Genomic DNA, 14,730 nt, shown 5'->3' on the forward strand with positions numbered 1-14,730 from the left:
GCAGCAAAAACGTAGCAGGGCATCGCGGCGATGGTGCCTCAGAAAAAGGAACGCGGGCAAGCCGCGAGTGTGATAAGGAGAGATCGTATGCCAGGGATGGTTCTCGGCGGGCGCTACCAGGTCCAGGACAAGATTGGTACAGGAGGCATGGCCACGGTCTTCCGCGGCCATGACGAGGTGCTCGGCCGCACCGTCGCCGTCAAGACGATGCTGCCCCAGTATGCGACCGACCCCTCCTTCGCGGCGCGCTTCAAGCAGGAGGCGCAGGCCGCGGCGGCACTGCAGAGCCCCTATATTGTCTCGGTCTACGACTGGGGCAAGGACGCGGACACCTACTACATCGTCATGGAGTACCTGCGGGGCACCGACCTCAAGAGCGGCATCCGCAAGCACGGCGCCCTTGACTGCAAGAAGGTCGCCCAGATCGGCTCGCAAATCGCGCAGGCCCTCTCCGTGGCCCACAAGCACGACATCATCCACCGCGACATCAAGCCGCAGAACATCATGGTGCAGCCCGACGGCAACATCAAGGTGATGGACTTTGGCATCGCGCGCGCCAAGAACAGCCACCTCACCACCGACAACTCCGTCCTGGGCACTGCCCACTACGTCTCCCCCGAGCAGACTCAGGGCAAGGAGCTCGGCCCCACGACCGACCTCTACTCGCTGGGTATCGTGATGTACGAGGCCTCGACCGGGCAGGTCCCCTTCCAGGGCGACGATGCCATAACCGTAGCGCTCAAGCAGGTCAACGAGCAGCCCAAGCCGCCCAGCCAGCTCAATCCCGCCGTTGACCCCTCGCTCGAGTCGATCATCCTCAAGTGCATGCAGAAGGACCCCGCGGCGCGCTTCCAGACGGCCGACGAGCTCTACCGGACCCTGCGCGACTACCTTGCGGGCCGGATGCAGTCCGTCAACAGCGCGACGGCCCTGCTTCCCGCCGCAGCCACGACCGCGCTCGATCGCACCGGGGCCACCGGGGCCACGAACGCCCTTCCCGCCGTGGACCGCACGGGCAGATTCCGCCCGCAGAGCGCAACCGAGCAGGCCGCCGATCAGGAGGCCGAGAGGGCCCACAAGAAGAAGCGCAACATCATCCTGGGCGTCGTGGGGGCCCTTGCGCTCATCGCCGTGATCATCTTCGCCGTCACCTCGATGCTAGGCTCCTCCACGACGGCAAAGGCCGTCCCCAACCTTCTGGGCTACACCCAAGACGAGGCCGTTCAGAAGATCGAGGAGGAGGGCTTCGAGGTGGGGTCGGTCAACTCCAAGTACGACTCCTCGGTCGCGGAGGGCAAGGTCTGCGACCAGGACCCCGCCGCCAACCTCCAGATGCCCGAGGGCTCCACGGTAAACATCTGGGTCTCGAAGGGGGCCGAGCCGGCGGAGGAGGTCGAGGTTCCTGACCTCACGAACAAGTCCGCCGCCGATGCGGAGAGCGCCCTGGAGGCCGTGGGGCTCGTGGGCAAGGTTGGCTCCGAGGAGGAGAGCGACGACGTGGGCGCAGGCAAGGTGAGCTCACAGGATCCCAAGGCCGGAACGACCGCCAAGGCCGGAGACACCGTCACATTCCACCTCTCGACCGGTCCCTCGCAGGTCGTCGTGACCAACGTGGTGGGTGACGACGAGAGCACCGCCACCTCGCGACTCAAGCAGGCGGGCTTCAAGGTGAGCGTGCAGAGCGTGAGCTCGAGCAGTGTGTCCAAGGGCACCGTCGTCTCCACGGACCCCGGCGTCAACACGTCCGCCGACAAGGGTGCCACCATCACCCTCTACGTCTCGAGCGGGCCGGAGAGCGTCTCGATTACCGACGTCACGGGTTGGAGCTACGCGGACGCCAAGGCGGAGCTCGAGGGCGCAGGCTTCACGGTCAAGCTCGCAAGCGGGAGCAGCGCCGAGGGCATCGTCACGAAGCAGTCCGCCACCGGGTCGGCAACGGCGGGCACCACGATCACCCTTACCACGCAGGCTGCCTCCACCGATGGAACAGGGGCCGACAAGAACCCGACGAACGGCGGCGGGAGCGACGCGGGCAGCGGCACAAACGGCACTAGTAACAGCACGAGCGCCAACAGTAGCAACGGCTAGCCCGTTCCCATGGAGCGCCCTGCGAATGTCGTGCTGCTCTTTGCCGCAACGGCAGAGCGCCGCCGCGAGCTAAGAAGCGCGCTCGAGCGAGAAGCCCATCGGTGCCGGGAAGTCGGCAACCTGAGGGAGCTGGCCGACGCCTTGGGTCAAGGGCCCGATGACGTCGCGGCCGCTCTTGTTGACCTCTCGGATGCTTCCGGGAGCGGCTATGCCGCCCTCAAGGCGCTGAACACAAACGCTACGGGGAGAAGGATCCCCGCCGTAGCGCTTCTGGGCATCGGCGGCGGGAGGGCCCAGGGCAAGGCCCTCTCACTCGGAGCCCTTTCATGCGTCCAAGGTCCCTGCGATCCCAGGTCACTGCTTCATGCCCTCGACAACGTCATCCGTCTGTGTGGGGCACAGGCGCCCACCAAGGAGACGCAAGCAGGCTCAGCGGTGTCTCTCTCCAGCCGGGAGGAGTTTCTCGACCGGGCAACGCGAATGATCTCCGGTCACGAGCCAGGTCACTATGTGCTCTCCTATCTAAACATCCTCCGCTTCACCGCCCTGAACAAGCGCTACGGTGAGCGGCGGGGCGACGAGGTGCTTGCGCATGTGGCACGCAGCCTCGCGAGCTTTGCCGGGCCCCTCGACGCGGTCGGCTGCCACTATGTCTCCGATCGCTTCGTTTTGCTCTACCCCAGGGAATGCCTGGACTCGAAAGGGCCGGATCTGTGCCGCGCGCAGGCAGAGAATCCACCCGGCCTGAGCCGAGGCATCAAGATCAACGTGGGTCGATGCGTCGCAGACGACCCGTCTGTCTCCGTCAGAAGCCTTGTGAGCAGGGCCGCTCTCGCAGAGGAGTCCATTCGGTCCAGATATGACGCCTACGTCGCGACCTTTGACGAGTCGATGCGCAGCCGCTTGCTGTTCGAGCAGGAAATCGCATCCGAGATGTTCAGCGCCCTGCACGAGGGACAGTTCGAGATGTGGCTCCAGCCACAGTATGACCACGCGACGGGAGTTCCCATCGGGGCCGAGGCGCTCGTTCGCTGGCATCGTCCCAAGAGTGCCCGGCTCGTGCTGGTTGAGGGCATCATTGATGACCAATCGGCACTGTGGGGCCTTTCGAATTCGGACGCGATCATCAAGGACATCATTAACTCACAGCTCCCTGAAGGACCATTCTCTCGCCTTCATGCTGAGCGTATCTACACGGGCGAGGCCACGCTTCTCGGAGATCTAGCCGATGTACTTCGATGGAACGTCACTGGCTCAGTCGGTGACGTCCGCGAGGAGGGGTATCGCGCGCTCCTCGAGTTCGGTTTGGTCCTAGTTCGCCGCAAGGGCCTCTCCATGGCCTTGGACACCAGACACTGCGATTCCCATCATTTTCGAGTGCGTTTCGGGAACGTTGTCGATTTTCTCGACCACACGTTGGCCGAGCGGGGCGGCCCAGTCAAGAACTATGAACTCTACCGGAAGGTAACGTTTGGGCGCGATTTGTTAGTGGAGGCAGACCCAGGACGCTTCACCAGCGCACCAGCCCAAAGCTACATTCAGTACGCCGTCGAGGACTTCGACACCATCGGGTTGCGTAACGATACGTGTGCCTATCTCGCCGACGCATTCTCCATCCTCAACGACACGGCAATCCGCATCGCCGGGAACCCTTATGCACGCATCGCACCTGACTCGGCCGAACTGCGCGATGAGTGGGTGAGGACCCTTACGAAGGTCACACAAGGTTGGGGAGCGCCCTAGAGGCGCGCCTATGCATCAGAAGCCGCCCGCCCCTCCCCTCAGTCCGCCAAGATCGATAGGGAGGAACGAGCTAAGCTAAAGGAAAGTTTAACATGAATGATTCCACCGTGGGTGTCACCGACACCCGAAACTCGCAGCTGCTCGGCCACGAGCGCTTGTTCGGCATACCCGACGTATGCCAACTCACTGGCTTCGGTAAGGCCACCGCGTCGAAGTTCATGAAGGAAAGCGGCCGTGCCATCCGTGTGCACGGCCGGCTCTTTCTCTTGCAGTCCAGCCTCTTCGCCTTCTTGGGTAGTGTCGCGAATGTTGGTGTAAGGGGTTATCGCCCAGAATCGTTACGTGTGCATCATAGCAGTTCTACGCAGCCCTCCTCTTCTGCCCGGCTGACTCCATCGCCACCGCTATCAACCTTGTAGCCCTCTGCTTGTCCTCCTCGGTCGCTTCGATCGGCTCTGCCGGCTTGGGGTCCTCTTTCAACGCGGCCAGTGAATCAGGGGCAATGTAGCAGCGCGACGACCAGTCCTCGTCCATCTCGCAGCATACGGCACCGATCAGGCGAATCAGTGATTTCGTCGATGGGAACACCTGCACGACGCGGCTACGGCGCTTGATCTCGCGGTTTGCCCGCTCCTGCACGTTGTCGGTGCGCAGACGACGTCTGTGCTCGACGGGGAAGTCCAGATGTGCAAGCGCGTCTACCTCGGCTTCTTCCAGCAGCTCCGCGGCTGCGGAGCCGGACCTGCCTATCTCGTCGATCGCCACATGGTAGGCCTCGCGCACCATGACCGGATCGCTTTCCCCGAAGACGGCCTGCATCGCCTTGCCCGCCATGGCACGCTGCATCCTCGTCTTCAGCAGCGAGCAGACGTCGCGTTCCAGATGCACTATGCAACGCTGCCAGGTCGCGCCGGGGAAGCATTCGGACATCGCCTTCCTCAGGCCCTCGTGGGCGTCTGTCGTGACGCAACGCACGCCCTTGATTCCACGCGTGCGGAGGCCTTTGAGAAAGCCCTTCCAAGATGCATATGACTCGGTGTCGACGCAGTCGAATCCCACGAACCGGCGGATGCCATCCGCGCCGCAGCCTATGGCTGTGACGGCCGCCATCGAAGATGTGTGGGCGCCGTTTCGTGCCTTTATATAAGTGGCGTCGATCCAGAGGTAGGGAAACTCGATGTCCTCGAAGGTCTGGTGCTGCAGGTCGGCCGCCTCCTCATCCAATGTCCCGCAGATGCGGCTGACCTGGCTCGCGCTCATCTTGGCGACACCGAGCCTTGCTGCTACCTTCTCGACCTTCCTGGTCGAGACGCCTGTGGCATACATCTCCGCCACGGCCGCCACCACGGCACGGTCCGTGCGGGAATAGCGCTCGATGACGTCATCGGGGAAGTAGCTCCCCATGCGCAGCTTGGGTATCCTCATCGTGATCTCGCCGACGCTGGTGACGAGCCTGCGCTCGCGGTAGCCGTTGCGGGAGTTGCCGTCTTCGCAGAGCATATCGGCCTGCGTGGCCATGACCTCGTTGACGAGCGTCTCCACGAGCGTTCTTCCCAACTCTCGCAGATCGATCATTCCGTCATCGTGCTTCGGCATCGCATCGGGTAAAGTATCCATTGCGGTCATCGCCTTTCCCTGAATCCGTTTTCTTGGTCGTCAGCAGATTCTAGACGATGGCCGTATTCTCGTATTCAGGCTATTCCAGCCCTCAACTCAAACTTTTCCTTACACCAACATTCGGCACGCAATCCCTTCTTGCACGAGATGGAGGCGAGCGACCCATGCAGCCTCTGAAGACCATGGCCGAATGCCTAGACGAAACCGCGCGCTCCATCATCGATGCGAAGCCCATAGGCCACATTCACCACAGGCAGCTCGATAGGCTGCTCGGCGGCATAAGGCCGCATCTGATAATGGTTCCGGCAGCCCCCGGCGTCGGGAAGACTACCTTCGTACATGAAATCGGCGACCACTGGGCCGCTTCCGGCCATCCCGTCGTTTTCTTCGAGGGCGAGCTATCCAAGCCCTCCTTGCTCGGAAAAAGCCTAACCCGCCTCACGAAGGGTGTGCTCACGACAACGGCAATGTTCAATAGCCCGCTTGATAGCGAGAGTCGCGCTCTCTTTAACGATGCTCTCAAGATCTACCGCGAGTGCATCGCGCCCCGCCTGTTCATCTGCGACGGTCCCATTCAGTACAAGACCATGCGCGATGCCGTCGCCATTGCCGCAGACCGCTTTGGCGAGGCCCCGTTGGTCGTGTGCGACTACGCCCAGATTGTCTCACTCCCGCCCGAACTCCAGACGCTTGACGAGCGCGTTGGCCTCAAGCTGGTTGCCTCGCAGCTCCGCCTCATCGTCGACGAGCTTCAGTGCCCCCTCATCGCCATCTCATCAATTAATCGCACCAACTACGACAAGCAGGTCGCAGGCCTTGACTCCGTCGGCGGCTGTAGTGCCTTTGAGTATGGAGCCGACGTCATATGCGGCCTGTCAGTCGAGGGGAAAGGCTCCGAGCGTTTCGAGAACATGGAGAAACCGATTCGTCCCATAGTCGCCTCGGTGACGAAGAACCGCTACGGCCTCTGTGGGCATGTTGGTTTTACTTTCGACGCACCGCGTGCCACCTTCATTGAGCGTTAACCAGGTCATCTGGGCAAACCTCTATCGCAGGTAGGGGTGAACAGTACTTGCCGCAACCCTACCTGCAAGAAGTAATCGATTGCACTGACCTCAACCTCATTCAAAGCATCTCGGCTGACGGGGCATCCGCATACCCTGCCGGCCAACCGATTGGAGTATCCATGAACAAGTTCGAGACCATCAGCCGCATCCACCTCCATACCAAGCTCGCGGAGTTCGGGCTTGACCAGCCCCTCGATGAGCACGACCTTGCCCTGCAGCTGCTCAACACAGAGTTGCGCCTCGCAAAGACCGAGGAGGAGCTCAGAGTTATCGAAGAGGCCATCGACAGCCACGGCATCCGTATGGACTGGCCGAATACGGAGTACGAGCAGGAATTCTAACACGAAGGCCGCTGCAGCCCAATGGTGGGTTGCAGCGGCCATTTTGGAGGAGCCATGAACGAGAAATCAAACGAGAAGGGACAGATCAAATCCATCAGGTTTGACGAGGAGACCTATCGCCGTATCAAAGCCTACGCAGCCGGGTCGGGCGTCACCGACAGCGCCGCCATCCGAGAGCTGGTCGTGAAGGGCCTCTCCGTGGATGGCCTGGGTCTCTACAGCACGGAGCTGGGCGAGTACCTGCGCACCACGATGAATGGGTGTCTCGCCAGCTTCGAGGAGGCACTGAGGCGCAGGAACGACGAGGCGGAGGATAGGCTGGCCCGCGTGACCAGCCGCTCCACCAAGGGGGCGCTCGTGGCCGCGCTCGTGGCCTGCGACCTCGCGAAGGGCCTCTTCGAGGGGTTGGCGGACGTGTCCGTGGAGGACGTGTACCGCGCCTACGCCAGGCAGGCCGGCGAACTGCAGGCCGGACGCTCGATCGATGAGGTGAAGGCCGATGCCCGCGCGGGGCGGTAGCGCCGTCATCGTGAACCATCGCGTCGCGCTGTCGGGTACCAAGGCGCGCGCTGCGGTGGTCAGCCACCGCGTCGAGTACGTCGCCACGAGGCCGGGCTGCGACCGGTCGGCCACCGAGGCCGACCTCGCCCGCGCCCGCGAGCGCGAGGCCTTCGTGGGCTACCTCGGCTGCCGTCCGGGCTCGACGGCCCTCTTCGACGCCGACGGCGCGGTCTCGCTCGCCGAGGCGCGCCGCAGGCTCGATGCCTGCGGCGGCGCGGTCGTGTGCAGCGTCATCTCCGTGCGCCGAGAGGACTGCGAGCGCTTCGGCCTGGACACCAAGGAGGGCTGGCAGGCGTACGCCCGCGCCAACCTCACGCGCGAGTACGCCCGCATGATGGGCATACCTGAGTCGCGGGTGGGGTGGGTGGCAGCCCACCACCTCAACAGCGAGGCCAACCAGCACATACACGTGCTGGCGTTCGACAAGGCGGGGCGGTTCGACCGCCTCATGGCAAAGCCGGACCTCGAGCGCGCCCGGCGCGACCTCACGGAGGCCGCCGTCGCCCCGGAGGTCGCAAGGCTGGGGCTGGAGCGCGAGACCGCCCGCGAGCGGGTGGTCGAGATCCTGCGGAGCATGGACGGGGCCTCCCTCTCCCGTGGCGTGGAGCTGCCCCCGGAGGGTCGCGTCTCCTACGCGCACCTCCGGAGGTGGCACCCCGAGGCCACGCGCCAGGTGGAGTCCGCCGTGGGGCGGGCCGCCGAGGAGCGGCCCGAGCTTCGCGCGGCGCTCGACGCGCACGCAAGTGCGTGTGTCGGGCTGGCAGACCTCAGGGGACTCGGCGGTGCCGAGCGCGGGGCCTATCTCGCCAAGGCCGACGCCGACGTACGCGCCCGCGCGTGCAACGCGGCCCTCAGGGCGATGTCGCCCGAGCGCCGGACGTCCCCGAGGCCCGCGCCCGAGGACGGTCCTGCGGCCACGAGGAGGCGCGAGCGGGCCGTGGGGCGCGAGCTTGCCGCGTGCATGGGCAAGCGCCAGACGGCGGAGGCCGTCGCCGCCGCGCGCGAGGGCCACCCCGTGCCCAAGTCCGCCGTGAGGGGATGTCCCTCGTTCGAGGCCTTGGGGCGGCACTCGCCCGCGCCCCTGGAGTCCGCGCTCTCGGGTGCGTCGCGCGCCTTCGCGAGCGCCATGCCCGACGGGCGGCGAGACCCCGACGAGGAGGCGAGGACGATGCTGCGCGCCCTGTCCCGCGTCGCCGTGCGCGCATTGCTGCGCGCCCCCGGCGCACTCGGCACCGCCGCGAGGGTGGCGGTCGCCGTGTCGCAGCCGATCAGGACGATCATGAGCATCTCGATGTGAGGAGTGGGACATGGGACACCAGAGGTCGAAGTCGTTCAACGAGCCCTTCGCGCCGCGCGCCCTGCGCGGGGGCACCGTCGCGCTGGCGCTCGCCGTCGCGGCGTGCGTGGCACTGGCGTGCTGGTGGCCGACGCTTCGGGCGGCGGTCTGGGACGCGATGGCGCCATTCTCGGGCGGCTCGGCCATGCTGGCGGATCTCGAGCCGCCGCAGGGCCTCGATGGAACAGGGTCCGGCCCCGAGGCCGCGCTCGCGGCAATCGGGCTGGACGGCACCGCCCTCGCCATGGGCTGCGCCGTCACCGTCGCGGCGTTCGCGGCCATGTGGGGTTGGAGCGAGCTCGCCGCGTGGCGCTCACTCCACGACGGGACGTGGGTCGGGGGCTCGCGCTCCGGCGTGCGCACCCACGGCGACGCATGGCTCGAGAGCAGGCCATCGGCCCTCCGGCGCGCCACCTACGGCTGGGTGCCCGGAAAGGCGCCGGAGGGCGGCAACCTCGTGGTGGGTGAGCTGGGTAGCTCCGTCCGCCTCGTCGACGCCGTCCATGCCGCGCTCCTCGCCGGCAGCGGCGGAGGCAAGAGCCGCCGCGTCATCATCGAGACCCTGTGCGTGAACATGTGCTCTGGCAATTCGGTGATGGTCAACGACGTGAAGGGCGAGCTGCGTGCCTTCACCGAGGCCTGGGTGCGCTCAAGGGGCACACACGACGTCGTGGCCGTGAGGTTCGACGCGCCCGCCGGTTCGATGCGCTTCGACCCGCTGGCCCGCGCCGGGGAGGCCCTCGCCTCGGGCGGCGCGGGGGCGGCCACGCGCGAGCTTCGCGAGCTCGCCAGGTGCGTCGTTCCGCAGGCCCTCTCGGGGCAGCCCTTCTTCTCTGACGGCGCGCGCAACGTGTTCGTGGGCCTATGCCTGTTCGTCCTTTCGAACCCCGTGGTGCCGGACGAGTGCCGCAACCTCCGCACCGTGCAGGCGCTGCTCGCGCCGACGGACGGCTCCTCACCGGTCGAGCGCGTGGCCTCGCTGGCCGCATCGCTCGGGCCCGGCGACCCGGCGCTCCCCTTCCTTGCCGGGGTCTCCGGCGACGGGGGCGGAGGACAGGGCATCATCTCCACGCTCCAGAACTACCTCGTCGAGTTCGCGGACGAGGACGTCTCCCTCATGCTCCATGACAACGAGGTCGACCTCGCGGCGGCGGGCAGGCGCCCCACCGTCGTCTACGTCAGCTCGAGCTCGGCGACCGGCAACCGCGACCGCCTGGTCCAGGCCTTCTGGTCCCAGGCGCTCTCGGCCCTGCGCGTGGAGGCCGCCGTCCACGGCGGCCGGCTCCCCGTGAGGACCATGCTGCTGCTGGACGAGTTCGCGGCGATCGGCAAGATCGATAGGCTGCTCAGGGACCTGGGCGAGATACGCAGCGCGGGCCTGAGCGTCGTCTGCGCGTTCCAGAGCCTGAACCAGCTCGAGAGCCGTGCCGGCTACACCAAGGCCGAGGCCGAGACGGTCCTGGACCTCCTCGGCGACAAGGTGATCCTCTCGGTCGAGAACGTCGAGACGGCCAGGAAGCTCTCCGACTCCATGGGCACATACGGCGCAACGACCAGGAGCCAGAGCAGGAGCAGGGGCGCCAACACCTCGTCCGCCGGTTCCAGCGAATCGGTCATGCGGCGACCCCTCATAAGCCCCGACGAGCTCATGAGGTGGACGGCCAAGGGCACGGGCGCGCTCGTCATGCGCGGCTCCGGGACGCTCGCTCTTCCCAGCCGCGACGTCACCGAGACCTTCCTGGGCAGGGAGCTTGGCATGACGTCGCCGGAGGCCGAGAGGGCCATGATGGAGGCTGCCCTCGTCGACGGCGAGATTCGCAACGCCGAACTGCCACCGGTCTGGGACGGCACCGGAGCCGCCGCCATCGACGCCGACGAGGCCCCCAAGGCCAAGGCAAGCATCCCAAGTGTCCCCGTGGGTTTCTAAGAACTTGCTACGCATGTGAGCTGCACAAGGGCAGAATCCGTAGCGGGATGCCGCCACGGCGTTTACATGGCACGAGGCGGCAACCTAGGGGGCTGACCTGCCCTTCCGAACCCGGCGAGCCGGGTTGCGCCGCACGCTCGTAATGCCCTCTTATCCTGCGCTCCCCTTCCAAGCGTCCTTGGCGAGGAGGGGAGGCCCTTCCCCTCGGCACGCCGTCAGGTGTTCCTGGTGTGCCGAGGGGCGGCCGCGGGAGGGCTTGGCTGCGACCGTGGCCCGCGAGAAGAGACGACCGCCCAGGTTTCCCCGAGCGGTCGTCTCTTCGCTCCCAGCGGTTATGAGTATCTAGGGCTACTCCTCCCAGCTGTAGGCGCCGATGAGGTGGCGCAGGCGTGCGCAGCGCTCGCCGACGATGTTGAGGGCGATGACGTCCACGCGGACGCCCTCGGCCTCGGGATGCACCGCGAGCCAGAGCAGGGCGAGCCTGCGGCACCTGGCCTGCTCCGCCTTGTCGATGGCGAGCTCGGGCATAAGGTCGGAGCCCTCCCCGAGCCTGCGAGCGGTCTTCACGAGCACGAGGACGGGCGTGCCCTCGTCCTCGGCCACGACGTCGACCTCCCCCACGGCGCACCGCCAGTCGCGCTCGAGCGCAAGCAACCAAGTAAACAACACCTTAACATCAGGAATAAACGAAAAATCGAATAGCCCGGAAATGCAGTAAAATCAAGGGGTTCCGAACACATGGGGGTATAGCTCAGCTGGGAGAGCGCTTGAATGGCATTCAAGAGGTCAGCGGTTCGATCCCGCTTATCTCCACCAAAAACAATAAGCCACAAGGCCAAAACCTTGTGGCTTTCGTTTTACCTATCAGACCGGGCACTTGATAAAGAGCAAAGCATAAAAAGAGACGCCGTTGCACATTACTGCACACGACCGCGCCTCTTTTTTGCATATCATCCTTACCCCCTTCACGTATAGAAGCGGAAGCACTTGATTTGGCAGAAAAAAGTAATTATACTGAACCTATTTAACTTTATTCCATATCTGCGCTATCATAAGATAAATTTGTAATTCTCTGTTTTCACGGCGGCATGACGGCGGATTGTGCCGGCGCGGTCGGCTTTTTGACAGAGTGTCATAAATACGGGGAGGCGTTTGTTTTGTCGAAAAAAAAGACAATGATTGTTTCCAATATTTTTCTGATCGGGCTGGTCAGCTTTTTTATGGATATGAGTACGGAAATGATCTACCCGATCATTCCTCTGTACCTGACGGCGGTTCTCGGGGCGACGCCGGCCATCGTCGGCGTGATCGAAGGCGTTGCGGAAAGCGTGGCTTCCCTTCTGAAAGTGGCGAGCGGCTACATCGGGGACCGATATCAAAATAAAAAACGGTTGGCTTTCCTCGGGTATTCCGCCTCGGTGCTCTATAAGTTCGTCCTTCTGATAGCCGGCTCGTGGGGCGGCGTGCTGGCGGCGCGGGTGATCGACCGCACCGGCAAGGGGATCCGGACCGCCCCGCGCGACGCCCTGGTGGCGCAGTCGAGTGAAAAAGGGAAACTGGGCGGTTCCTTCGGTTTACATAAGATGCTCGATATGGCGGGGTCTTCCCTCGGGGCCCTTTTTGCTTTTCTGTTTATCGCCTTCGGAATGAAATATCGCCCGGCGTTCCTCTGGTCCGTCATTCCGGGCGTCGTCGCCGTGGCAATCATTCCGCTGATCCGGGAAGAAAAAGGTGCCGTCCAAAAACAACGGAGGCTGGTCTTTCGGGGCCTGAAACTGGACGCAAGGCTGAAATGGTATTTTGCCGTTATCTTCCTTTTCTGTCTCGGCAACTCTTCCAACGCCTTTCTGCTGCTCAAGGCGCAGTCGCGCGGATTTTCCACCTCCGAGGTGATGCTGCTCTATCTGATTTTCAACGTTTCCGCGTCGATCCTGGCGATCCCGGCCGGCCGGCTGTCGGACCGGTTCGGCAGAAGCAGGATTCTGGTTCCCGGTTATCTGATCTACGGACTGGTCTATCTGGGGTTTGCCCTGCTGACCTCGAAAGTCTCCCTGCTGATTCTGTTTGTCGCCTACGGCGTTTATACCGCTTTTATCAGCGGAGCGGAACGGGCCTTGATCGCGGAAGCGTCGCCGGCGGAATATAAGGGAACCGTGCTCGGCATCTACGGCATGCTGCAGGGCTTCGGCCTCCTGTTCTCCTCCATGATCGCCGGCGGGATGTGGAATGTCTGGGGCTCCGACGCGCCGTTCTGGTTCGGCGGCGTTCTGGGCATCGTCTCCGCACTGCTGATCGCCGTCATCCTCCGCTCCGGGAAAGGGCGGAAAGCGATGAGCCGTTCGGTTTGAAACTGGAACGGAAAAGAATCTTCAGAAAAAGCGGCCGCTGCCGCCGCAGAAAATCTTGATCTTGAGGTGAAAGAGTTGGAACAGCTCACATTCCGGGATGTTTTCTACCGACAGGGCGGAAAAGAAATTCTCAAAGACGTCTCGGCACAGTTTTCAGCCGGCGACTTTGTCTCCATTGTCGGCCCTTCCGGAAGCGGAAAAAGCACCTTTTTACGGCTGTGCTGCCATCTGATCAGTCCGACGGAAGGAAAAATCTTCTTCCATGGGAAGGATATGCTTCAGGAAGACCCGATCGGGCTGCGGAAAAAAATCAGCTACTGTTTTCAGGAGCCGGTCCTCTGGGGGAATACGGTGGAAGACAACGTCGCGTTCCCCTACCGCGTCAGGGACCGGAAGATCGACCGGGAAAAAATCGTTTCGCTGCTCGCCCGCTTCCATCTGGACGAAAGCTATCTTTCGCATGAGGTCAAAGGGCTGTCGGGAGGGGAAAAACAAAGGATTTCCCTGGTCCGCACGCTGCTTTTCGAGCCGGAGATTTTGCTGCTGGACGAAGTGACTTCCGCGCTCGACGCCGAGAACGCGGAGCTGGTTGAAAAGGAAATTCTGCGGATGAACCGGAAGGGCGTCACGGTTCTGTGGGTCACCCACAACGATGCCCAGAGCCGGAAATACGCCGACCGGCTGCTGACTCTGGAAAACGGCCGAATTCAATCATCGGAGGAAATCAAATGAACGGTGCGAATATCAGCGACGTCTCTCTTCTGATGGCATCTTCGTTAGTTCTCGTCTCCCTGCTGTTTTCCTATTTTCAGAAACTCAGGCTGGAAAAAGAGACCCTCATCAGCGTGATCCGGGCAGTCATCCAGCTCTTTGCGGTGGGATATGTCCTTCAGTTTATCTTCGGACTCCGCAACCCGGCCGTCACGACGCTGATTGTGCTCTTCATGACCTTCAACGCGGCCTTGAATGCGGCCAAGCGGGGAAAAGGGATCAAAAACGGGATTCTGATTTCTTTCCTTTCCATTTTAGTCGGCGCAGGCGCCACGCTTTCCGTCCTGGTCCTCTCCGGCGCAGTGCGGTACGAGGCGAACCAGATCATTCCGATCAGCGGCATGATCATCAGCAACGCCATGGTCGCCATCGGCCTGTGCTACCGGCAGCTCACCGGCAATTTCAAAAGCCGGAGGAGCGAAGTGGAAATCAAGCTTTCGCTGGGCGCGGACCTTCTTCCGGCTTCGATGGATATTCTCCGGGACTCGATCCGCACGGGGATGGTTCCCACCATCGACTCCACGAAGACGCTGGGAATCGTCTCCCTTCCCGGCATGATGTCTGGGCTGATCCTTGCCGGCACATCTCCTCTCATGGCGATCCGGTACCAGATCATGGTGACATTCATGCTGCTTTCGACGACCGCGATCGCCTCGTTCATGGCCTGTTTCCTCGCTTACCGAAATTTTTTCAATGAAAGGAAGCAGCTGATTTAATTGACAGGACAACCGGTCTGTAACATTTTTGCCTGCCGTTCACGTCGTCGAGTGGCTCATCGTTGCTTATCACCGGTAAAAAGCAATGGATAACCTGAAAATGAAGCCCAAGGCTGCAGCTTCCCGGGTTCTGTTTTATAAATTTTTTCCCCGACATATTGACATTCATCGATATGAGCATATAATATAGATGAATTTGAATGAAATCGACGCAT

12 protein-coding genes and 1 tRNA gene are annotated in these 14,730 nt (G+C 63.0%); 11 read left to right on the top strand and 2 right to left on the bottom strand.

Annotated elements, in window-relative coordinates; translation table 11 throughout:
* Positions 1-87: 87 nt before the first annotated feature.
* The gene (gene pknB, locus INP52_RS09570) at positions 88-2,088 is read left to right on the top strand and encodes a Stk1 family PASTA domain-containing Ser/Thr kinase (RefSeq protein ID WP_194371242.1); all 2,001 of its coding nucleotides are present in this window, start codon (positions 88-90) and stop codon (positions 2,086-2,088) included.
* Positions 2,089-2,118: 30 nt separating this feature from the next.
* Positions 2,119-3,831 (top strand): diguanylate cyclase domain-containing protein, encoded by a 1,713-nt coding sequence (locus INP52_RS09575; RefSeq protein ID WP_194371252.1) that lies wholly within the window; start codon positions 2,119-2,121, stop codon positions 3,829-3,831.
* 360 nt (positions 3,832-4,191) lie between these two features.
* On the opposite strand, the gene INP52_RS09580 is transcribed toward INP52_RS09575, so the two are convergent.
* On the bottom strand, positions 4,192-5,448 hold the full coding sequence (locus INP52_RS09580) for an IS256 family transposase (protein ID WP_456300384.1): 1,257 nt from the start codon (positions 5,446-5,448) through the stop codon (positions 4,192-4,194).
* Positions 5,449-5,612: 164 nt separating this feature from the next.
* On the opposite strand from INP52_RS09580, the gene INP52_RS09585 reads away from it, so the two are divergent.
* The 5 genes from INP52_RS09585 (at position 5,613) to INP52_RS09605 (ending at position 10,680) form a co-directional block, all read left to right on the top strand.
* Complete coding sequence (locus INP52_RS09585) at positions 5,613-6,473, top strand: DnaB-like helicase C-terminal domain-containing protein (protein ID WP_194371254.1); 861 nt, start codon at positions 5,613-5,615, stop codon at positions 6,471-6,473.
* A 161-nt stretch (positions 6,474-6,634) separates the two neighbouring features.
* Positions 6,635-6,856: a hypothetical protein gene (locus INP52_RS09590; protein ID WP_194371255.1), complete on the top strand. Its 222-nt coding sequence runs from the start codon at positions 6,635-6,637 to the stop codon at positions 6,854-6,856.
* A 54-nt stretch (positions 6,857-6,910) separates the two neighbouring features.
* On the top strand, positions 6,911-7,375 hold the full coding sequence (locus tag INP52_RS09595; RefSeq protein ID WP_194371256.1) for a hypothetical protein: 465 nt from the start codon (positions 6,911-6,913) through the stop codon (positions 7,373-7,375).
* Entirely contained in the window at positions 7,356-8,714 is a 1,359-nt protein-coding gene (locus tag INP52_RS09600; protein ID WP_194371257.1) for a hypothetical protein, read from the top strand. Before INP52_RS09595 ends, INP52_RS09600 begins: the two co-directional genes overlap by 20 nt.
* A gap of 10 nt (positions 8,715-8,724) precedes the next feature.
* Positions 8,725-10,680, top strand: coding sequence for a type IV secretory system conjugative DNA transfer family protein (locus tag INP52_RS09605; protein WP_194371258.1), 1,956 nt, complete (start codon positions 8,725-8,727; stop codon positions 10,678-10,680).
* Between the two features lie 348 nt (positions 10,681-11,028).
* Here INP52_RS09605 and INP52_RS09610 read toward each other — a convergent pair whose 3' ends face one another.
* Positions 11,029-11,334, bottom strand: coding sequence for a YraN family protein (locus INP52_RS09610; protein WP_194371259.1), 306 nt, complete (start codon positions 11,332-11,334; stop codon positions 11,029-11,031).
* Positions 11,335-11,420: 86 nt separating this feature from the next.
* Here INP52_RS09610 and INP52_RS09615 point away from each other — a divergent pair.
* The 4 genes from INP52_RS09615 (at position 11,421) to INP52_RS09630 (ending at position 14,515) form a co-directional block, all read left to right on the top strand.
* Positions 11,421-11,496: transfer RNA gene (locus INP52_RS09615), tRNA-Ala, on the top strand.
* Between the two features lie 359 nt (positions 11,497-11,855).
* A complete protein-coding gene (locus INP52_RS09620) occupies positions 11,856-13,028 on the top strand; it encodes an MFS transporter (RefSeq protein ID WP_205703251.1) in 1,173 nt (390 codons plus the stop codon).
* 75 nt (positions 13,029-13,103) lie between these two features.
* Entirely contained in the window at positions 13,104-13,760 is a 657-nt protein-coding gene (locus INP52_RS09625) for an ABC transporter ATP-binding protein (RefSeq protein WP_128742603.1), read from the top strand.
* Positions 13,757-14,515 carry an ABC transporter permease gene (locus tag INP52_RS09630; RefSeq protein WP_194371260.1) on the top strand — a complete coding sequence of 253 codons (759 nt, stop codon included), beginning with the start codon at positions 13,757-13,759 and terminating at the stop codon, positions 14,513-14,515. The genes INP52_RS09625 and INP52_RS09630 overlap by 4 nt, the downstream gene beginning before the upstream one ends.
* Positions 14,516-14,730: the final 215 nt, after the last annotated feature.

The organism is Thermophilibacter immobilis, assembly GCF_015277515.1.
In the GTDB taxonomy this organism is placed as follows: domain Bacteria; phylum Actinomycetota; class Coriobacteriia; order Coriobacteriales; family Atopobiaceae; genus Thermophilibacter; species Thermophilibacter immobilis.

What these genes read in the sequence shown, in the direction of transcription:
- INP52_RS09620 (WP_205703251.1), top strand. Translation starts at nt 11,856, where the DNA reads ATGATTGTTTCCAATATTTTTCTGATCGGGCTGGTCAGCTTTTTTATG.
- INP52_RS09600 (WP_194371257.1), top strand. Translation starts at nt 7,356, where the DNA reads ATGCCCGCGCGGGGCGGTAGCGCCGTCATCGTGAACCATCGCGTCGCG.
- INP52_RS09580 (WP_456300384.1), bottom strand. Translation starts at nt 5,448, where the DNA reads ATGGATACTTTACCCGATGCGATGCCGAAGCACGATGACGGAATGATC.
- pknB (WP_194371242.1), top strand. Translation starts at nt 88, where the DNA reads ATGCCAGGGATGGTTCTCGGCGGGCGCTACCAGGTCCAGGACAAGATT.
- INP52_RS09605 (WP_194371258.1), top strand. Translation starts at nt 8,725, where the DNA reads ATGGGACACCAGAGGTCGAAGTCGTTCAACGAGCCCTTCGCGCCGCGC.
- INP52_RS09585 (WP_194371254.1), top strand. Translation starts at nt 5,613, where the DNA reads ATGCAGCCTCTGAAGACCATGGCCGAATGCCTAGACGAAACCGCGCGC.
- INP52_RS09630 (WP_194371260.1), top strand. Translation starts at nt 13,757, where the DNA reads ATGAACGGTGCGAATATCAGCGACGTCTCTCTTCTGATGGCATCTTCG.
- INP52_RS09595 (WP_194371256.1), top strand. Translation starts at nt 6,911, where the DNA reads ATGAACGAGAAATCAAACGAGAAGGGACAGATCAAATCCATCAGGTTT.
- INP52_RS09590 (WP_194371255.1), top strand. Translation starts at nt 6,635, where the DNA reads ATGAACAAGTTCGAGACCATCAGCCGCATCCACCTCCATACCAAGCTC.